The sequence below is a fragment of the Paenibacillus sp. JJ1722 genome (genome assembly GCF_048282685.1).
GTDB lineage: Bacteria > Bacillota > Bacilli > Paenibacillales > Paenibacillaceae > Paenibacillus > Paenibacillus polymyxa_B.
On sequence record NZ_CP182500.1, the window covers coordinates 3,934,368 to 3,954,097 of the forward strand.

Consider the following 19,730-nt stretch of genomic DNA (forward strand, 5'->3'; position numbering starts at 1 on the left):
AAAACTCAACAAACCTGGTGTTCAGTAAACATGATCTACAAACGGATTTCGATGAAAACTTGCATTGAATTTTTCATAAAGCCGAGAAGTATTCATACTCCATTCCGTCTTCCTCGGTGCTACAATCGTGCAGATATAGTCACCTAACTGGTAAGACTGGGCAGCATATTGTGGAAAATGTGAAAATGTACTTTGGAAGCATCCATCCACAAACCTGGTCTCATTCATTTCAAGTACATGCAGCGATGTTGTAAAACCTGTTCGCAATATTTTCGACAGGGCCTCCTTCACTGTCCAAAAAACCGTCAATAAAGCTGAGTACTCCCCTACTCCCCGCACGACAGAGATTCTTCCTTTTTCTTCCGCCGTCAGTTGGCTTTCAATTGTCTTATTTCGCTTAGAATCAATCCTCTCAATATCAATGCCCATGGGATGTGCTTCGGGAAAAACAACAGCCGCTCCGATATAGTCGCAGTGGGCAATGCTCACCTGATAGCTGTGGACACCATTGATTCGAAGCATGGGCTGGCCGAAGACACCTGACTCCACACTTACGTTGCGCAGGTCTGGCTCGCTTAACAGCACCGAAACTGCTTGTTTGGCACTTAGCCTGCCAAGCACAAAGTTGGATTTCCGCCGATGGAATACCAAACTCTCGAAGTAACTACACTCATCCGAATGAAAGACTTCTCGATCAAGGGGAGCGTCTGCGTTATAATCTGCATGGACAAAACTGACGGCCGCCTTCATCACGGCATCTTCCCGCTTCAACATTAGTTGTTCTGCATACGAGGCTACGCATATCCCCCCTAGTAAACTACTAACTTAGCAGTCCAAATCAAAAAAGGCCTTCAAATCCCTTAAGGGTTCTGAAAGCTTCCTCATGGAGTATGAACTCGTCACGAGTTCTCCACTTTAAACCTTACTTATAATTTCCAAAGCTACTCTCACTAACCTGATATCACCCATAAATTCTAACTGAATGACCGCTTGTCGTTTATGTCTATCTATTTTCTTAACTATACTCCCCCTTCCTTTAAGTGGGCCATCTAGGATACATATATTGTCTCCTTCAATAATTCCAGTTGATGATTCTATACAATAGCTATCATTGCATAGACTTTCTAACATTTGTTTCTCCGAATCTCTCATTGAAGCTTCAAACTTCGAGTATCTCAATAAACGAATGATATCACTAGAAGTGCAAATCATTGAATTTGTACTGGTTACGAACTGCAAGTCAGGTAAATTCGACTCAATAAATACATAGCTTGGGAACAAAGGAGCCCATTCTTTCTTTACTATTCCTGCTACTTTAAAGAGTCTTTCTTGGAGTGGTATAAAGGGTTTGTAGACTTCAGAATCCAACCACTCATTAATAAGCTGCTTGACCTGTTCTTCCCTACCCGTTCGCACAAAAAACACGTACCAGCTCACTTAACTCATCTCCTATAAAAACGTACTGCCAAATCATCTCCTATAATGTCTACTACTACCCATATACATAGCTTCGCCCTTTCACTTATCCTACTTGATAAGCTACAATCTCTCACGATATATCCCTCTTTGATGGTTAACGTGACCCGCCAGCGATTAACCACAGAAAAGTTCCTTTATTTTTCATATAATCATATAATTGGAATAATGTTTTTCCATTATAATCCTCTACTCAAACCCTGTCAATTCACAGTTGATTGGAAACGGCCAAGTTCATGATTGGATTCGCAAACCTTTCTGAAAATGCTAAATTTGAAGTCATTATTATCTTTCGAATACAGCTTCAACGTTTCTGGCGGCTTATAAAAGAACTGATCCGAGTGTTTTACTCTAGTTAACTTGAGCATCTGGGGCACAGACAAATGATAGATCGTTATGTATTATTTTTTATATTCAAGATTTTCTCTCACCATTAGAACTGGGCCACAATACAGACTCATTTGAAATCGAACAGGCCCTTTTGGTTCGGACGCATTCTAAATTTAATAAAAGATTCCTTACTCGTAAATTGAAAATAAATATTTTCATCCATGAGGTGATTGAGTGTAAAACCAGGCGCTTTACCAAATGAATGAGCAGGATAAATTTGAATAGAGTCATCAATTTCTCGCTTTATTTTTTGAACACTATTATATAATTCTATTGGATTTCCTCCATTTGGGTCACAAAAGCCACAACCTTCAATGAATATTGTATCCCCAGTAAATAAGCGATCTGATAAAAGATAGCATACACTTCCCGCGGTATGTCCAGGAGTCAAAAGACTTTTAATTTCTGTTTCACCGACCTGGATTGAATCCTTGTCTTTAATTGAATGTAAATTTCTACATCTAAAATGATAAAAATCGATTTCGTTTGTTGACATGAATACCTGCGGGTTATATTTTTCCAGGAGTGGATTTACCAAATTAATATGATCCCAATGTGAGTGAGTTAATAGTATCGCTTTGAGATCGCCATTCAATTGTTGAAGATAGAACTCTACTTTCAATAAATCCCATGATGGGTCAACAATAGCTATGTCTCTTGTTTTCTCATCCATTACAAAATATACATAATTGATGAAATTCATAAAACAGACTCTTAACTGTTCCATATGAAAAGTCAGATTCATATCAGCTTCACCGAACCACCTTCCCAATAGTTAATTAAAAACAACAACATTCTGATTTAAGGTTTTGGGCCACTTCATTTTTTAGAAATACTTACTATTTAATTATAAAGGCCTAATTTCGTTGTCCTATGATTATAACAATTGATGCAATAGAAAGGCTCCAACTCTCTGTTACAAGATCGCTTAATTTTTCCAAAACAAAAAACGCCTCTCCGTATGTTAACGGTGAGACGTTTTTTGTTGATCCTACATACCTGTTACGGAGTATTCCGCAGGTACACAGAACCTCGCGTTATTTTCGTTCATTTAACTTTGATGTGTCCGTTATAAATCAAGAATGCCGAGGACCGGGATCGAACCGGTACGGTAGTCACCTACCGCAGGATTTTAAGTCCTGTGCGTCTGCCAATTCCGCCACCCCGGCATAAATTTAGGAACGCTAATCTTCACACTTACTTGTCTTACAAGTATCTGAGAAACACGCATCTGATTAAGAAGTGTTCTCATTATGTAAATGTCGTTCAATTGGGCACCAACATATAATACGATAATTTTATCGAATTGTAAAGTGTTTTTAAAAAAAATAATAAAATTCTCTTTTTGTATAACTTGTGCACATTTGAATTACACTAATAAACGTCTTTCCAAACTACCAGAAGGGGTGTTACGAATGCGTGAAGGTATGATTCCAGCTGTTCTTGGAACGGTAGTATCGGCTTCAGGCGCTGTGTTGCTGAGCAGTAAGTACAAACTTGCAGCTACAGGCATTCTCGGTTTCGGACTGGCTCATGTTGTTCTGGGAGCGATTGATCTGATTGAGCATCGCTAGTTGTTTGGGAAGTACCGGGCGGGATTTACTCCCTCCCGGTTTTATTTTTATCAACGTTTAGTCTGGAGCACAAGCGTTTATGTAAAGTATAGAAGCTGAATATGCCTAATAAAAGGAGCTGTGATGTGCTATGAGAGATAATAACTCTGAAAAGAATCGTACTGACGATCAAATCGAACATAAACAATCCCTGGACAAGCGCGAGCCAGGATTTAATCGCATTCCTGACACCGATGCAGATACACCTGCTGCTACTGATATGATTGATGAAGCCATAGGTCGCGGGATAGACAAGTTACGTAACGATTTCACAAAATAAAGCATGGGTAATAAGACACAGGTTTGTGAGCAGTCCTTAATTCATTTGTTTTGATATGTACAGTGATTTCGTAAAATCACTTAAAGATCAGCATGATCCAGCCAATGATTGATATCCACAGCACGATGCTGATTAAGAGTCCACACATGATACCAAAAGAGAAATTACCTTCACTCTTCGGTACAGCACTACCAAATTTCAATCTAAGCTTCATTTGATTCCAGTTCATAGAACCCCCTCCTTAAGTTCTATTTCGGAATATGAAGCTTATTTTTGTAGACCTATAGTCATGTTTTCAAAAATAAAATAGGGTTTTTCGTCCTATCATCCTGATCGCGGAAATAGGATTACAGCTATACCGACCAAACAAATCAATCCACCAATGAAATCGTACAAGTCGGGTGTCTTTTTATCAATCCACCAGCCCCATGCAATGGAAAGAACAATAAAGACACCTCCGTATGCTGCATATACACGCCCAAAGGAGGAAAAAACCTGAAAGGTAGCAATGATTCCATACACAGCCAAGATTACTCCGCCGCAAAGTCCGACATACCATGTCTTTCCTTCACGCAGCCACTGCCAAATCAAATATCCTCCTCCAATTTCAGCGATGCCAGCCAATATAAAAAGTAAAGCTGCCTTTAACACCATTTCACATCCCTAATTCTTCAAATTCTTTTCGATTTTTTTGGATATCTCATTAGAGCACTCGACCTAAAAGGATAATCAATGCAATCACGCCAACCAGAATCAGCAGGTTGCTGACCTGACGCCATAAGCTAGGCACTCCCTCGGAGAGAAGCTTCCGCTGATTGGCATCAAAGTTCGCTTTGGCTCCTTCAGCATCTGCTGACCTAGAGAATGGTCTGTTTTCTTCATTCATAAGAGCACCTCCTTTTCAATCCACTTTAATCATACCAAACTTTTCCGTCGATTTCGCGTTGCTCTTATGCATATACTTCACATATATTTCTGATTGCATCTTCATATATGTGAAGTGTACATCCATATGTCAATATTTCGCTGAATATAAAGTATGATGTCGAATCAAGGTAGAGTGGGTATTTAGACGTCTTTCATTGCAGGACGGTAGTTATGGTATAATTTAGTCAACTTGTTCAAGATCGTAACCAGCGCTCATTTGTTTACTCAACTTATAATTAAATTGACATCTAAGAATCCACATCCCGGTTACAACCTGCATATTCTGTTTGTAAACCCAGGAGGAGGATACCGATGTCCCCAATCTTTATAGCAAGTTTAATGATGATGGGCATATTTTTATTTCAGGCAGCCATCGTTCTCGGCATCATACATTGGATTTCAAAACGAACCCAACGTCCAGCACAAACCAAAATGTATCTTGCAATGGGTTTGCTCGTTGTAATTTTAGGTTTCCTTGTGTGGGATAACTGGATACACTTACAGGAATTCAATGGATGGGCCACGATTAGTCTGCTGGTGATTATTATTAGCGCCTATATACAGCTTAGAAAGCAAAAAGAAAAATACTAATCCCATTACCATGCATCAAAGGAGGAGCGCCATGAAATCTCACTCAACACGCTTTTGGTTACAGAGGGTGCTACTGCTAATGCTTGTTTTACTCTTCAGCGGCTCTCAGCAATCATTCATTGTTGCCGATGCCGCCCCGCCAATTAATGTTCAGGCCTCTGCCAAAGCCAAGCAATTACTTGCCTACCTATCTAATGTACCGGATGATATGCTAATTTCCGGGCAGCATGATTACTTAGAGGCACCGGATGAACAAAATAACAAGCTACAACAAATCAGCGGACAATACGCAGGACTTCACGGCTATGAGTTTGGAGGATTGGCTAACCAGTCCCGTACAGCCCTACGAGAGCAACGTCAGCATGTTGTGAATAGTGCTATCCAATGGAGTCAGGACGGCGGAATCGTAGCTGTTACCTTCCATCAGGCGCTTCCTGGCAAACCTAAAACGTGGAAAAACGTACAAGCAAAAATTACTCAAGCTGAATTTAATCGTTACATCACGCCGGGTACCCCGCAATATAAACAACTGATCGCTGATCTGGATGAGGTGGCTTTGTCCCTTAAGACCTTACGAGACGCGGATGTACCTGTTTTATGGAGGCCCTATCATGAAATGAACGGCAACTGGTTTTGGTGGGGAAACAAGCAAAATTATGCTAAGTTGTGGAATCTAATGTATGATCGGTTCACTCATGTCCATCATCTGGATAACCTGTTGTGGGTGTGGAGTCCCAATGCTCCAAACGCATATAGCACTCCCTATAATTTGTCCTTCCCAGGTATTAACCGAGTAGATATTCTTGCAGCTGATATCTATAACAATGATTACAAACCCTCCTACTACACCGAATTGCTAAAGCTTGCGCAGGGCAAGCCTATGGGAATCGGAGAAAGTGATATTCTGCCAAGTGCGAAGGTGCTGCAAAATCAGCCAGCCTGGGCCTATGCCATGACATGGGGAAAGGAGCTGTCTGCAACCAATTCACAAACAGCAATCAGACATTTTATGAACCAAAATAATATCATCACACGAGACCTTCTTCATGAGTCCCTACGCTGAAAGAAAAAAGCTTCCACTTCGCTCTAGGAGCAAAGTGGAAGCTTTTTTTAACCAAATCCAAATAAAGCACTCTAACTATTTCTAATAACCTCTTCTAGATCAATATCGGCATACGCCTCTTCACCAAGATGTACGGATACAATGGTGTAGATCCGCTTGGACAGTCTAGACATCAGCCGATCACCCGGTGCTACAGAATATTCTTCCCGATAATCTCCAATTTTGTGAAAACCGCTGGACATATGGATGTACAAGTTGCCCCTACGTGTTTTACCATGCACCAACATCAAATCTCCTCCTGCTGTGTAACCAACCTAATTTCCCTGTTACATGTATATCGGTCAGAACAAGATAGGATATAAGTCCCTGGTACCCTCTTTCGTTTCACATGTTAGTGCACGTAAACGAAACGGGTCTGCCATTGATGTGACAGACCCGTTTTTGTAAACCCATTTTCGTGATTTAGGAAGAAACTATTCTTGATAGGATTCTGCTATTGCATTCGCTGCAATGATTGCATTGTACACGTCAGCAGGACTAACCGGGAACGGCATGTTGACCATTGTATCATTCGATGCACAAGCAGCTTCAGCCACTTGGCGCCATTCAGCCTCAACAAATTCCTCTACACCCAAGTCACGAAGCGTCAATGGAAGGCCTACATCCTTAACCAGTTTAATCACGGTTTCCAGTTCTTCTTTCGGTGCATTTTCCAGCACTAGCTGGGTTAACAAACCGAATGTAACTTTCTCACCATGCTGTGCTTTATGAAGCGAAGGAACAGCCGTCATGCCGTTATGAATGGCGTGTGCTGCTGCCAACCCACCTGATTCTGCACCAACACCGCTCAGATAAATGGTAGCTTCAATCGTATCCTCCACCGCACGAGTATATACTTTCCGATCCACAGCACGTTTGGCCTTCACAGCATTTTCCAGCAACGTATCATAACAAAGACGAGCAAGTCCCAATCCTGTAGTGGAAGGCTTGTTCAGAACCAGGTTATCTCCGTTAGCCTGATAGCAAGCACGAGCTTCAAAATAAGTGGCCAGTGCATCACCGATTCCAGCTGCAAAGAAACGTGCAGGCGCTGCTGCCAGAATGCCTGTATCCGCCAGTACAACGTCTGGATTAGTAGGCAGGAACAGATATTCATCAAAAGAGCCATCTTTTTTGTATATAACCGCAAGCGCGGTACAAGGAGCATCTGTAGAAGCAATCGTTGGGAAAATAACAACAGGCAGCTTTTCATAATAAGCGGTTGCCTTGGCGGTATCCAACGTTTTTCCCCCGCCAATCCCTATGATAATGTTTGAACCATGTTTACGCACCAATTCACGGTTACGATCAATCTCTTCTTTTGTACATTCATATTGGAATTTCTCGAAGACCACCTGGTTACCAGCTGCTTCAATTGAAGCACCTGCCTCTTTTTGGGCCCTTTCAAGTATGAACTCATCGCAAATAACAAAGGCTTTATCGCCATAATCCTTAATATAGTCATTTAACGACGAGAGCAGATTTTGTCCAGAAATAAATTTCTTGGGTGAAGTGACGGACCTTACAACGTTTGCCATGTAAATTCCTCCTCAGCTTTGACTCATACTCAAATTAATAACCATTTGGGCATGTGACCCCTTAACTATAAACCTCTTTTCACGTTATTAAAAGGCTTATTATGGAATATTTTATGAACAAATTGTGTATCTATTATACTTGAACAGTCGAGCGCCATTCAGAATACAGGATACCCATCATGATACGATCATAACTATTACCATCACGAAGAACAGCGGAACGAACTCTACCCTCAAGCTGGAACCCCGCCTTCTCATAAGTTCGGATCGCTTGTGTATTGTACTCAATCACATCCAAGCCGACCCGATTTAAATTGAGCTCATAAAACGCATAACGAAGAATGAGACCTACAGCTTCTGCCCCAAAGCCCTTGCCACGGTAGTCCGTATTACCTATACCTATTGCCAGCTGCCCGCTACGATTATTCCACTCAATTCCGTGGATAGCAACAAATCCGATCAAGACATCATCTGCCAATGTTCTTAATCGAAAATAGACCTCGTTAGAGCTGGGAGATCCTTCTGACTCCATCTGTTTCAACGTGTAAGGGAGCGCCAAATCCGTATCTACATTTCGCAGATACTTCGCATCCTCACCCCATTTGAACATCACTTCGGCATCTTCTTCCCTGACTGCGGCCAGTTTTATTCGTTCTCCATAAAATAAATTTTCGATCTTAATGACTCTTCAGCTCCTATTATGAATTGTGTGCCATGTTTTCCGTCATAATTGTCATGCTATCCGATGTCCGCAATATAAGCTCTCCCTTTTAATTCAATGTTTAAATTTTACAAAATAATCAAACATAACACAACCAAATCATTACAGTTGTCATTGTGTGATACACAAAAAGACCTTGCAGCTGCAAGGTCTTCATATTCCTAGTATTTAAATAACATAGCAACCAGTTGATATCCAGCTCCAATCGTCCAGAACAGTACATAATCACCGCGCCGGATACGACCCGATTCAATACCTTCATATAGAGCAATGAACGGGCTACTGGTACCTGTGTAACCATATCGATCACCCACATAAATCATTTGGGCATCCTCTAGCTCCAAGTGATCCTGAATCTTCAATACATTTGCTAACGAGAACTGAGACAGACAATAAGCCCGTACATCCCGAGGCGTCAGCCCATTCTTTTTTAAAATGCGTTCAAGCAGATCAAATGTAGGAGGCAAGGCCATATTGGCGTCGAACGGAAGCCACTGAATATATTTTCCGGGGGCGTTCCTTTGGAGTGTCGCCGCTAACCCCTGAGCCGGGTACAAAATTTTATCTATATTGACTGGGTCCGTAAAATACATAGAATCTATAAATCCGGTGTCTTCTTCTGTACGCTCCAAAATAGCCGCACATGCAGCATCTCCATAGTTCGCATAAGTAATCTCATCCTCCGGACCGGAAATGAGTGAATTATAATCCGAACCGATAATAAGCGCTGTCCGCACGTCAGGATTAGATAACATCGACCGACTGACTTGATCGACAGCGACTGTCATCCCTGCACAATTCGCGTTGGAATCCATCACGGCCACATCATGTCTGGCCCCAATCGCCTGGTGAACAAACAATGCATTCATCGGAAACAGTGACTCAGGAACTTGAGTGGAGAACACGATCATATCCACGTCACGGCCTGTCATACCAGCCTGTTCCAGAGCTTTTTGCGCAGCCGCAATTCCCATTGTTAGACCGTTTTCGTTCGGATCATCAATGATATAACGCTGTTTTCTACCCATATGCTCCATGAAGCGTCGAATATCTTTGCCCTGCTCGTCAAAATGGCGAACATAGTATTCGTTATCCAACGAATGGGACGGATGATACACACCCAGTGCTTTTATTTTGATATGGCTCATCAGGCTTCCCCCTTACACATACATCAGCGCATTATTGTACAACAATATCTACGTTGTTTAATCCTGCTTCGCGTGCTACTCGACCAAGCTGCATTTTAATAATGGTTTGTTGAAGGCTGATGCCAAAGATTACTTTGGTAAATCCAGTTTCTTTATAACGTACAAATGAGCCCTTCAATTTTTCCACTTCTCCCGGACCCAAAAGTGCCATCTGGGTACAATCTACCTTGAGTGTAAAGCTGGACGCCTGAATGGATGAGGTTTTGGCTACATAATCTTTTACAAAGCTATCATACTCCTCCTGGCTAAAAACTCCATTCACCGCCATATGTACCGTTTTCATGGCTTGATCTACTTCGATAGTGTAAGGATGTTGACTCATTTTAGAAGGACTCCTTTAATTTCATTTTTTTGTCTATTAAGAGTATCGGAATAATAGGTAGAATTTTTAATATTAAATCAGATAATTCACCACTAAAATATTACAAATTTGTGAATATAAAAAACCGTCACTGCTCCTAGAAGAAGCAACTGACGGCTAGAAATTTGCGTATTCTCATATGAAATTAATTCGTAAACGTATGGCGACCGAGTGAGATGACAGCCGGGCGACTTTTACTCCATTTGGCTGTAGCAATGGCCGGGTTGTAATAAAACAAGGACCCATTGGTCGGATCAGCACCATTAAGTGCCTGTCTGGCTGCACGGTACGCAGTCTTGTTGGGTTTCAGGCGGTATTGACCATCCTGTACAGCGGTGAATTGACCAGGCTGCAAAATAACGTCCGGGATCGAGCTTGGAAACTCACCGGACTGAACACGGTTTAATACGACAGCGCCGACAGCCACTTGACCTTCAAACGATTCCCCGCGAGCCTCAGAATAAATGATACGAGCCAGTTGATCCAGCGCGGTTACGCGCACCTCTCCGAAGGATTCCAGCTTGGCTTGTGTAGCCGCTCCGGCTACTCCATCAGGTGTCAGACCGTTATCCCGTTGAAAACGAGCCACCGCTTTACTGGTCAGAGAACCATAGTACCCAGTAAACCCAGCCTTGAAATAACCGAGCGAATGAAGCTGCTGTTGAAGCTCCAGCACCCGTTCGCTTTGAACCCCTATCTTCAAAGCTGACGTTTGTGCTTGTGCTTGTCCTGGTGCGACTGACAATACAGTACCTAACATACATGCGCAGGACAGGATTAAAATAGATAACTTTTTCATATTCCAGACAACCTCCTCTTTCATGTTCTGTCCGGTGCAACCATTCCGGCCTGTACAACTCAGGGACGTTTATCCGATGATGTTTCTTATGACATAACTTATGCCTAGCTGCAGAAATGACGCGTGGCTACATACGGAATGGGACAATCATGCTTTCACACGTCCGTTGCAGTATACCATAAGCCGCATTTACGTATCATCCGGCTCTGGTCCTAAGACTACCCAAGCAAATAAAACGCCATCCCTAAAGGGATGACGTGTATTAAGAACAATGGATCATGTTCTGACCACACTTGAATACGTGACTTTTTTCGCTATTTTTCGCTTCAACTTGCCCGGGACCGGAGCCTGATTTCTACTAATTTAAATCACATATCCGCGCACACATACATGGGCGTATGCATAGGGTAGCGTACGATCATCAAATTTCGAATAATAGAAAGGCAGGAAACGACGCGTGGATTCATATATGGATTACACCTCCCCTACTGTACAATTTACCTATGATTTAAGAGACAATGTTTTGTTTCAGAAGGATGCTCAAAACTCGATCAACGAGCTGTCGATCCAGCAGCTGAATACATTGGCGAATGTATCGCTGCTGGATATTCGCCTTAGCACAGCTAATGTTGTGGAGCCTCACTATCACCAAAATGCCACAGAACTGGTATACTGCATCTCTGGAGCAGTAACCGTGTCACTGATTAACCCCTTCACCCTCGAGTTACGACATTTTCCGATCACACCTGGCCAAGTGGCTAACGTTCCTCAGGGATGGTGGCATTATCTGGTCGCCACGATGGACAACACTCATTTGTTGACCATTTTTAATGCTCCGACCCCTGAATTCATACTGGGCTCCGACATTTTGCGGCTAACGCCAAGTAACATTCTGGCTCATACTTACTGCCTGAATGAGAATAAGATTCAGGAAGCACTCGCCCCAATTAAAAAGCCTGTCATCATCGGTCCTCCCAATGACTGCAAGCAGCAGCCCCCCCGAAAACCTGGGATACATGTAAGGCTTGCCGATACTTCACCCCACCCTCAGGTCGCCCCCCAAAGAGGTTACGCCCATACCAATGGATATCCTGGCTTCTCTTTTAATCCCTATCAAGAATAGGCTAACTCTAGTCAGGCCTTAAGTTCGAGGGAATACCTTTTCCCTGTATGTTCGCCGTTACCATAAGACCGTCCCTCTCATAAAATGCCAATGTATAAGAGGGGGTGATGGAATGGACGCTTATTACAACTGTTTGAACTGCATGAATAAAAAAGTGCGTATTCTCACCGTTGACGGAAAACAGTACGAAGGAACCATTATGGATGTGGATCGTAATAATGTGTACTTAAAAACAGAACGGAACGGACGTGTACAAACGTCTGCCTTTTATCCTGGCTACGGGTATGGGAATCAAATCTTAACTTTGAGCTTGTTCACCCTGCTGGCGATTGCGTTAATTTAATCTCTGTTCCATTGTCCGTTCCTGTCTATAGATGCCAATGTACCTCAAATGACAGCTGCCCAGCCCGGCACAGTTTGTGTAGGGCCTGTACGCTGTTATTTGAGGTGTTTTATCATACGTTCCATCCTCTAAAACACTTAACCCCCCATCGGTTATATACCGATGGGGGGTTAAGCTACTCATTTCAATTTAAACCCATAAAGACTTAGTAATGATAACGAGCAAAATGAACAGTACCAGGATAGCTCCTGTCGATGTCCATACTCCTGGGTAGCCCCCTACTGAACCGCCACCACAACCTCTTTCACATTCACTCATGGTCATTGCCTCCTTCAATTCAAGGTACAACATAGCTTATGTATTGAGCTTTCCTATGGACCGGGCTTTTCGGCAATGTTATGAATGTTTTCGCTGATGGGCATTAGCCTACACCTTTCCTAGGCAGGAGCATAGGATAACACAACTAATCTTGAAGGAGTGAAGCAATTGAATTCAAATCAAATGCTCAATTACAACGTTAATCAACCTTTTCCTCACCATCCTACCTCTCACCACGTCGTGGTGCACCCTGTAGATCCATACGTCGTAGAAACATTAAAATCGGTGATCGGCAAGTACGTTGTACTTGAGACAACACGTGGCAGAATTGATGGATGCGTAGTCGATTGTAAGCCCGACCATGTCATTTTAGATGTATACGGAAAAAAATTCTTTGTTAGAATCAGCGAAATCGTATGGATCATGCCCAACTAAACAAATCAGACATTAAAAATCCTCGCAGATCCCGTTCCGGATTCGCGAGGATTGATCATGATATGATTTTGCTAATCGAGCTCTCCTGCCAGTGAAGCCCGGAGTTCATCTATCGTTCCGTTGTATTCATCCAAATCGACTTGGCCTTGAATACCCGGAACACTGCCTGTGCTACTGTACTGCCAAGCCCACCAGTTATTCCAAGCTGGAACCGCGGTCGGCTTTTGCGTAGTGCTGTATCGGGCTACCCACAGTTTATACATAGAAAATGTAGGATCAAACTTGGAAGCAAAAACATTGCCCGTGTATACGATTGGCTGACGCCCGGTAAGCCTCTCCATTTCATCCAAAAAGGCATGAGCCACTTCACTAATTTGTGCAGGAGTAAGACCTTTGGGGTTATTTTCATAGTCCATCACAGGGGGCAGATCTAGCCTGCCTCCTGCTGAATCTATTGCCCTGGCAAAATTAGCTGCTTCCTGACGAGCTCCATCCGCGGTAGTAGCATTCAAAAAGTGGTAAGCGCCAACCAAGATGTTAGCATCTCTGGCACCCTGTACATTTATCAAAAATTGATTATCTTGATATTTTGTGCCCTCTGTAGCTTTAATAAAAGCAAATGTCTTACCTGCCGCTGCCACTTGCTGCCAATCAATATTGCCATTATAGTGTGAGACGTCAATTCCTTGCGCGTGTCCATCAGAAGAAATCGCAGGTACAACAGGTATGGTAGGTATAACGTCCTCGGTAGTTGATGGCTCCTCCGTTTCCTGATCCAACGCTATAACAACCTTACCATCATCCGCATTGAGTACATGAAAGGGTGTGCTGTGATTAAGATCAACCACAATACGTACCGATGCGGGGGTTGTACTAAACATGGAGTATCTTACTTGGGAAACATCTGGATCTTCAGTGACTGGAAAACTTCCTTGTCCACTACTGTCAAATGATTGCGATGCTAGAAATTCCTCAGAAAACGTTGAACTAGGTATGTCTACAACAATACGGTCTGCATGAGTCAACGTAGTTACTTTGGGGGTTGCTTTTCCATTAACAGCTATAGTCAATTGGTGATTAGCGAAGCTAATTTGGTTTATAGCTGTACGCGCACTCTCTTTAGGATTACTTACAGCTGGAGTAGCAGAATGATCATGAGTGGACTCGCTATTGTCGCTTGAAGTAGGCGGAGTCGTCAGGAACACAGTTTTAAGCTCGTTGTTCCAGGCCACATCAATCCCTGTCTGTTCAGACACAAAGCGAAGCGGAACATAAGTCGTCCCCTCTCTAAGCAAAGGCGCTACAGCCAATCCCATTTGATGATCATTGACAGAGGCTATGGGATTGTTGACCTGAAGACTGAGGTTAAGATTTTGCTTATGTATAGTTATGGTCCCTGTCTTGGACTCCCAATTCACGCTATAACCCAATTCCTCTACAATGAGACGGAGTGGAACCAGTACATTCCCCTTTACTTCTTGAATCTGAACACCTTTGCCAACACTTATATCTTTACCATCCAACTGAAGATGTGAACTCGAAGATGCAGCATGACTTTCTCTTGGAAATGCTAGTAGAAACAGAAACAAAAAAGCAAATAAACAAATTTTCTTCATTATGTACCCTACCATTCTCTAAATTTTCGCTTATGAAATTCTTGCACTCTATGATTCTCAGGACCTCCATTTTGATAGACGCGAATCATATGTAAAAAGTTACGATTGATTCAGTATATATTTCAGTCTTATCATACAAAAGTACTAAAAAACTCTGCCAGCTATACAGCAAGCAGAGCTTTTTCCAGTTTTATTAATCTAGTTTACTAGCAATCTTATCACAAACGAATACTTCATGCTCACACTGTTAAAAATGTTAACCCTGTAAGAATGATCGAAGTAACAGACAGTACCAGTAAGGGAAGCATTGCTTTCTCCCGCAAAGCCTTAAAGCTCACATTCAGCCCCATGCCTACCATAGCCATCGTTAACATAAAGGTGGTAACTTGAGAAATTCCGTTCGTCAGACTAGATGGAACTACAATATATTTTCCAAAAACATAGCTGCCCACAATACTTGTAGCCATAAAGCCGATGAGGAACCAGGGGAACTCCACTTTAGCGTCTGTACGAATTTTTCCAGTTCGTTTCATCCAATACATTAAAACAAAGCTGAGCGGTATGAGTAAGAAAACACGCCCCAGTTTGGCTAATAAGCCCATTGCAAGTGCATCCTGTCCGGCAGGCGCTGCAGCTAAGGCCACATGTGCAATTTCATGTAAACTGATACCCGACCAGATTCCATATTGCATATCCGTCAAAGGGAGCCAGGGCCGAAGCACAGTAAACAAAATGGCAAATACCGTTCCAACCAAGGCAATGAGTCCTACCCCTATGGCTGTATCCTCATCTTTGGATTTTAACAAGGGAGAAACCGCTGCAATCGCTGCTGCACCGCAAACTCCTGTTCCAATACCAAGAAGAAGTGAAAGCGAAGCATCTGCCTTGAAACGTTTTGCCAGCCAAACCGTAAAAAAGATGGAAAATACAACAGTGCCCACATCACGCAAAAGTAAACCAAGTCCATGATGAATGACAACATCCATGTTCAACTTCAGCCCAAATAACACAATAGCTCCACGTAGTATTTTCTTTGCTGAAAACTCAACTCCCAAGCGCACAGCTTCAGGGTATCCCCACAACTGTCGGTACAGAATAGCGAGAAACATGGCACAAGCCAATGGACCTACATAATGAAAGCCTGGCAATTCGTTCAGGCCATAGCCTGCCAAAGCAAATAACATCGTGAGGACAATGCCAAATATACGCTGGAATAATCGACCTCTGTTCGAAAATAATTTGGTGTGTTGTGTATGACTGTTCATGGTGAACCCCTCCAATTCTACATGCATCCAGCTTAATATGGTTTTTGTCATAAGAAAAATAAATCATTATAATAATGATAATAAGCAAATAGATATGATGAATTTGGAGGAATGGGCCTTGGACCAATCTTTAATCGTATTTGTTATGGTCGCGGAGAAACAAAATTTCACACGAGCTGCCGAGGTGTTACACATGACCCAACCTGCGGTAAGTCAATATATTCAAACGCTGGAACGTAGCGTAGGAACCCGCCTCCTGGAGCGTAGCAATAAGTATGTACGCTTAACCAAAGCAGGTGAAATTGTGTATCATCATGCTCAGGAGATTATCCGTCTCCATACACGGATGCAGTATTTGGTGGACGAGCTGATGCATACAGCAAAAGGAAACCTGTCGATCGGCGCAAGCTACACGTATGGCGAATATGTGCTGCCGCATGTGATCGCGCAAATGAGGGTCCGGTATCCACTCATTCAGCCCTCCATTACCATCGGCAACACCCAGGAAATTGAAAAACTCATGATCCATAATCAACTGGATGTAGGCATTATCGAAGGAGAATTTCAGCATGACCATTTACACATCGAATCATTTGCTGATGATAGAATGTATATCGTCGTTCCGCAAAATCACCGTTTGGCTGGTAAATCTCAAGTGGATGTAAGTGAGCTGCAAGAGGACATCTGGATTCTGCGGGAAGAAGGTTCTGGAACCCGGGAAGCGGCTGAAAAAATGTTTACACGGTTTCAGTTCTCCCCTTCTCATATGATGAATTTTGGCAGTACACAGATCATCAAAGAGTCTGTAGAAGCAGGCTTGGGGATTTCTTTGCTGTCCCAATGGGTCATTCAGAAGGAACTTGCTCTGGGAACATTAAAAGTACTGGATATTCGTAATCTTCCGGTTATTCGAAAATTCTCCTTCCTAACTCCTTCTTCGACATTTGAAACGAAAGCAAGCACCGCTTTTTTGGAGATTTTGCGAAGTTATAATGTGAAAAGGTAAAGTGCAGAAACAACGAAAAAAGCACCCATTAAGGTGCTTTCAACATAATCATTATCATGTTTTTTTATGAGGAAAGATGATCCTTACCATGATAGAAGAAATGAGAAAAATCAGCGTAGCTTCCTTGGAATTGTTGCATATCATGAGCAGCAATACCTACAAAATTTCCTGTAAAACCCCCGGATAAAAAGCTGATATCCTGCATTTCAAAAAGCCGCTTCCAAGCAGGTTTGTCTCCGACTCCATAATAAAATTGCCCGTGGGATGCATGGACTTCCACAGCTAAATGTATAGGAAGATCGTCCTGAAGCGTAATTGCTTGAGGAACTAAGGTAAATGTATTGGCTTCACATCGCATCATGCGCAGTACCTTCCCTTGCCCCTCCTCATAGCTAATATAGGCGTACAAATAATCTTCTTCATTAAGGTACAGTAGTAGCCCCGCCATTTGTAAATAGCTTGTCGGCTTATACTCCAATGCTGTTTCTACCCGGAAATGATGATCCGTTTGCCGAATGGCAAGCACGTGATGCTGGAACAGACTTTGAATGGATTCTCCAGCCAGAATGCGAAGGTAGCCTGGGCGCTGGCTTAATGAACACCAGCTATCGTCCGCCAGGATACGCAATGTGTTCCACGTTTTATCTAATGTGGGTCCCTCGAAAAAATCCTCAAAAACATAACTCTGCTGCTCTTGCTTAACCGAGAATATCCCTTGAGGTGCGGGTACCTCCAATTGAGGTGTATGGCCCCCAGCAGTTAATCGGAGCCAGCCTTCATCATTCCAGTACACTTGCTGCAAGGCTGTTTCCCGTCCTAAAATGGCATATTTCCCCTCTACTGGACGTGTGCATAAATGAGCCATGTACCATTCGCCGTCTGGTGTTTGTACAAGACTGCCATGCCCTGCGCATTGTAACGGGAAATCAAGTTGATCACGTGACGTAAGCATTGGGTTGTGCGGGTCTACTTCATATGGCCCGGATATCTGCTTCGAGCGTGCTACGGTAACGGCATGCCCCGTACCCGTTCCGCCTTCCGCTGTAACAAGATAATAATATCCGTTTTGCTTGTAGATGTGAGGCGCTTCTGTTTTCTTTAAAGGAGTACAATCAAAGATTTTAACAGGCTCGCCAATGAGCTGTTGTTGCTTGCTGTCATACTCCTGCATGACTATACCGGAAGATTTATTGCTTTCCAACATGCGGTAATCCCACAATGCGTTCAACAGCCATTTACGTCCGTCCTCATCATGAAATAAAGACGGATCAAATCCGCTACTGTTAAGATAAACGGGGTCCGACCACGGTCCTTGGATCGTAGGCGCCGTCATCACAAAATTATGAACATCCTTGAACGGACGTTTGGTGCTTTTCACATCCGTATAGAGCAGATAAAAAAGGTCATCTGCATAGCTAAGCTGCGGTGCCCAAATGCTACAATTTTTAGGATTACCTCTTAAGTCAACCTGATCGGTCAAAATATCTGTGCAATGCTCCCAATTTGCCAAATCTTTGGACTGGTACACCCGCACTCCAGGCAGCCACTCAAACGATGACACCACAATATAGTAAGTATCTTCGACACGTGTAATACACGGATCGGGATTAAAGCCTTTTAATATGGGATTTTGGATCATCATGAGACCTCACTTCTCCTTACTTCCAAAATGTAACTTCAGCAAAAACCTGTTCCTTGCTCCATGCTTCTGTTCCCGCTTCAAAACAATCCGCCCACGGAACACGCTGCTTACGTAACGTAGCAACTTCATCGTGTCCGTTATATTCTTGATAACAGACGGTTTTCTCGTTCGCAACATTGTCCCAATTGTCCCAGCCACGTGGGTCAATATGATCGCCCATTTTACAATCGACAAATACGGTCTTGGCATATTCCCGCCACGGACGCCCCAAAAAAACCGGAGTAATATCAGGCTCTGCAGTTAGGTAGCAATGGTTGAATACATAACCATACGCTTGTCCTTGCGGCGTAGAGGCAGCTGTAACGTAGCTCGTTTGGTTCTTATGATGGCGTAAACTGCGAATTTCGCAATCTTCAAAATACGCGGTAGCCCCACCAAAAATAAAGTCCACCGTACCCTCTATATAACAATGCTGATAGAGCTGCCGATAGTGCCTATGATGCTCCTTCAAATGGATTCCACCAAACTGGAGTCGTTCTTTCGGTGCAGGAGGTAGAGGGCCTGTAAATAAAGTATCCTGGTGTCCTTTAAAGGTACAGTTTCTAAAGACCGTTTCATCACAATGAGCGTATACCGCAACGGCCTGCCCAATGGCTTCTCCCTGTCCTGCCGTGTTGGAAATCGTGAGATTTTCCAAGATCAGATGGCTACCGCCTAAAAATAAAGTAGGTGTCGCAAAGGTCCCTATTTCCTCACCCGCTTCATCCCGCTCCTTGGCATACCGATCCATTCGAATCTCTACCTGCCCAATGCCTATAATATGAAGATATGAACGGTAAATTCGTACCTCTTCCTCATAAGTACCTGATAAAATAGTTAGCGTTTCCATTTCGTTGGAAGCCGACTGCTCCAATACAGCAATCGCCTCCTGAATCGTATGGAAATCACAAAAGGATTCTTTTCCAACTAGCATGGT

At 43.0% G+C, this 19,730-nt stretch carries 25 protein-coding genes and 1 tRNA gene; 8 read left to right on the top strand and 18 right to left on the bottom strand.

The window, feature by feature from the left end; genetic code table 11:
• Positions 1-21: 21 nt before the first annotated feature.
• From ACM1ND_RS17360 to ACM1ND_RS17375, 4 genes are all read right to left on the bottom strand, one after another.
• Positions 22-774: a 4'-phosphopantetheinyl transferase family protein gene (locus tag ACM1ND_RS17360; protein ID WP_028540508.1), complete on the bottom strand. Its 753-nt coding sequence runs from the start codon at positions 772-774 to the stop codon at positions 22-24.
• A 141-nt stretch (positions 775-915) separates the two neighbouring features.
• Positions 916-1,437 carry an antiterminator LoaP gene (gene loaP / locus ACM1ND_RS17365; RefSeq protein ID WP_023989394.1) on the bottom strand — a complete coding sequence of 174 codons (522 nt, stop codon included), beginning with the start codon at positions 1,435-1,437 and terminating at the stop codon, positions 916-918.
• 496 nt (positions 1,438-1,933) lie between these two features.
• Positions 1,934-2,611, bottom strand: a complete 678-nt coding sequence (locus ACM1ND_RS17370) for an MBL fold metallo-hydrolase (protein WP_053325751.1) — start codon at positions 2,609-2,611, stop codon at positions 1,934-1,936.
• A gap of 338 nt (positions 2,612-2,949) precedes the next feature.
• Positions 2,950-3,035, bottom strand: a tRNA-Leu gene (locus tag ACM1ND_RS17375).
• Between the two features lie 246 nt (positions 3,036-3,281).
• Between ACM1ND_RS17375 and ACM1ND_RS17380 the strand changes: the two genes are divergently transcribed.
• Together ACM1ND_RS17380 and ACM1ND_RS17385 are read left to right on the top strand one after the other, a co-directional pair.
• Positions 3,282-3,440: a hypothetical protein gene (locus tag ACM1ND_RS17380; RefSeq protein WP_013311032.1), complete on the top strand. Its 159-nt coding sequence runs from the start codon at positions 3,282-3,284 to the stop codon at positions 3,438-3,440.
• 130 nt (positions 3,441-3,570) lie between these two features.
• A complete protein-coding gene (locus tag ACM1ND_RS17385) occupies positions 3,571-3,759 on the top strand; it encodes a hypothetical protein (protein ID WP_023989396.1) in 189 nt (62 codons plus the stop codon).
• A 76-nt stretch (positions 3,760-3,835) separates the two neighbouring features.
• Here ACM1ND_RS17385 and ACM1ND_RS17390 read toward each other — a convergent pair whose 3' ends face one another.
• The 3 genes from ACM1ND_RS17390 to ACM1ND_RS17400 form a co-directional block, all read right to left on the bottom strand.
• Complete coding sequence (locus tag ACM1ND_RS17390; RefSeq protein ID WP_023989397.1) at positions 3,836-3,988, bottom strand: hypothetical protein; 153 nt, start codon at positions 3,986-3,988, stop codon at positions 3,836-3,838.
• Between the two features lie 95 nt (positions 3,989-4,083).
• On the bottom strand, positions 4,084-4,410 hold the full coding sequence (locus tag ACM1ND_RS17395) for a YnfA family protein (protein ID WP_023989398.1): 327 nt from the start codon (positions 4,408-4,410) through the stop codon (positions 4,084-4,086).
• Positions 4,411-4,462: 52 nt separating this feature from the next.
• Positions 4,463-4,645 carry a hypothetical protein gene (locus tag ACM1ND_RS17400; protein ID WP_023989399.1) on the bottom strand — a complete coding sequence of 61 codons (183 nt, stop codon included), beginning with the start codon at positions 4,643-4,645 and terminating at the stop codon, positions 4,463-4,465.
• A gap of 353 nt (positions 4,646-4,998) precedes the next feature.
• Here ACM1ND_RS17400 and ACM1ND_RS17405 point away from each other — a divergent pair, with 353 nt between their 5' ends.
• Positions 4,999-5,277 carry a hypothetical protein gene (locus ACM1ND_RS17405; RefSeq protein ID WP_028540506.1) on the top strand — a complete coding sequence of 93 codons (279 nt, stop codon included), beginning with the start codon at positions 4,999-5,001 and terminating at the stop codon, positions 5,275-5,277.
• A 31-nt stretch (positions 5,278-5,308) separates the two neighbouring features.
• Positions 5,309-6,340 carry a glycosyl hydrolase gene (locus ACM1ND_RS17410; RefSeq protein WP_418026388.1) on the top strand — a complete coding sequence of 344 codons (1,032 nt, stop codon included), beginning with the start codon at positions 5,309-5,311 and terminating at the stop codon, positions 6,338-6,340.
• 71 nt (positions 6,341-6,411) lie between these two features.
• Here ACM1ND_RS17410 and ACM1ND_RS17415 read toward each other — a convergent pair whose 3' ends face one another.
• The 6 genes from ACM1ND_RS17415 to ACM1ND_RS17440 all read right to left on the bottom strand — a co-directional run bounded on the left by ACM1ND_RS17415 (position 6,412) and on the right by ACM1ND_RS17440 (position 11,006).
• On the bottom strand, positions 6,412-6,627 hold the full coding sequence (locus ACM1ND_RS17415; protein WP_013311038.1) for a hypothetical protein: 216 nt from the start codon (positions 6,625-6,627) through the stop codon (positions 6,412-6,414).
• Positions 6,628-6,813: 186 nt separating this feature from the next.
• Entirely contained in the window at positions 6,814-7,917 is a 1,104-nt protein-coding gene (locus ACM1ND_RS17420) for a glycerol dehydrogenase (protein ID WP_023989402.1), read from the bottom strand.
• Between the two features lie 133 nt (positions 7,918-8,050).
• A complete protein-coding gene (locus ACM1ND_RS17425; RefSeq protein WP_023989403.1) occupies positions 8,051-8,599 on the bottom strand; it encodes a GNAT family N-acetyltransferase in 549 nt (182 codons plus the stop codon).
• Positions 8,600-8,799: 200 nt separating this feature from the next.
• Positions 8,800-9,786 (bottom strand): ketoacyl-ACP synthase III, encoded by a 987-nt coding sequence (locus tag ACM1ND_RS17430; RefSeq protein ID WP_023989404.1) that lies wholly within the window; start codon positions 9,784-9,786, stop codon positions 8,800-8,802.
• Between the two features lie 31 nt (positions 9,787-9,817).
• Positions 9,818-10,168: a hypothetical protein gene (locus ACM1ND_RS17435; protein WP_013311042.1), complete on the bottom strand. Its 351-nt coding sequence runs from the start codon at positions 10,166-10,168 to the stop codon at positions 9,818-9,820.
• 184 nt (positions 10,169-10,352) lie between these two features.
• Entirely contained in the window at positions 10,353-11,006 is a 654-nt protein-coding gene (locus tag ACM1ND_RS17440) for a cell wall hydrolase (protein WP_069080406.1), read from the bottom strand.
• Positions 11,007-11,463: 457 nt separating this feature from the next.
• Here ACM1ND_RS17440 and ACM1ND_RS17445 point away from each other — a divergent pair, with 457 nt between their 5' ends.
• Together ACM1ND_RS17445 and ACM1ND_RS17450 are read left to right on the top strand one after the other, a co-directional pair.
• A complete protein-coding gene (locus ACM1ND_RS17445) occupies positions 11,464-12,129 on the top strand; it encodes a cupin domain-containing protein (protein ID WP_023989406.1) in 666 nt (221 codons plus the stop codon).
• Positions 12,130-12,241: 112 nt separating this feature from the next.
• Positions 12,242-12,472, top strand: a complete 231-nt coding sequence (locus ACM1ND_RS17450; protein ID WP_028540505.1) for a hypothetical protein — start codon at positions 12,242-12,244, stop codon at positions 12,470-12,472.
• 189 nt (positions 12,473-12,661) lie between these two features.
• Here the strand turns inward: ACM1ND_RS17450 and ACM1ND_RS17455 are convergent, their stop codons facing one another.
• Entirely contained in the window at positions 12,662-12,790 is a 129-nt protein-coding gene (locus ACM1ND_RS17455; protein WP_013371969.1) for a hypothetical protein, read from the bottom strand.
• A 168-nt stretch (positions 12,791-12,958) separates the two neighbouring features.
• Here ACM1ND_RS17455 and ACM1ND_RS17460 point away from each other — a divergent pair, with 168 nt between their 5' ends.
• Positions 12,959-13,225 carry a DUF2642 domain-containing protein gene (locus ACM1ND_RS17460; protein ID WP_025719729.1) on the top strand — a complete coding sequence of 89 codons (267 nt, stop codon included), beginning with the start codon at positions 12,959-12,961 and terminating at the stop codon, positions 13,223-13,225.
• A 71-nt stretch (positions 13,226-13,296) separates the two neighbouring features.
• Here ACM1ND_RS17460 and ACM1ND_RS17465 read toward each other — a convergent pair whose 3' ends face one another.
• Positions 13,297-14,841, bottom strand: a complete 1,545-nt coding sequence (locus ACM1ND_RS17465) for a GH25 family lysozyme (protein WP_023989409.1) — start codon at positions 14,839-14,841, stop codon at positions 13,297-13,299.
• A 239-nt stretch (positions 14,842-15,080) separates the two neighbouring features.
• Positions 15,081-16,106, bottom strand: coding sequence for a YeiH family protein (locus ACM1ND_RS17470; protein ID WP_418026389.1), 1,026 nt, complete (start codon positions 16,104-16,106; stop codon positions 15,081-15,083).
• A 118-nt stretch (positions 16,107-16,224) separates the two neighbouring features.
• On the opposite strand from ACM1ND_RS17470, the gene ACM1ND_RS17475 reads away from it, so the two are divergent.
• A complete protein-coding gene (locus ACM1ND_RS17475; protein WP_076158527.1) occupies positions 16,225-17,112 on the top strand; it encodes a LysR family transcriptional regulator in 888 nt (295 codons plus the stop codon).
• A 64-nt stretch (positions 17,113-17,176) separates the two neighbouring features.
• Here ACM1ND_RS17475 and ACM1ND_RS17480 read toward each other — a convergent pair whose 3' ends face one another.
• Positions 17,177-18,754 (bottom strand): glycoside hydrolase family 43 protein, encoded by a 1,578-nt coding sequence (locus tag ACM1ND_RS17480; RefSeq protein WP_076158530.1) that lies wholly within the window; start codon positions 18,752-18,754, stop codon positions 17,177-17,179.
• Positions 18,755-18,770: 16 nt separating this feature from the next.
• Entirely contained in the window at positions 18,771-19,727 is a 957-nt protein-coding gene (locus ACM1ND_RS17485; RefSeq protein ID WP_023989413.1) for a pectinesterase family protein, read from the bottom strand.
• Positions 19,728-19,730: the final 3 nt, after the last annotated feature.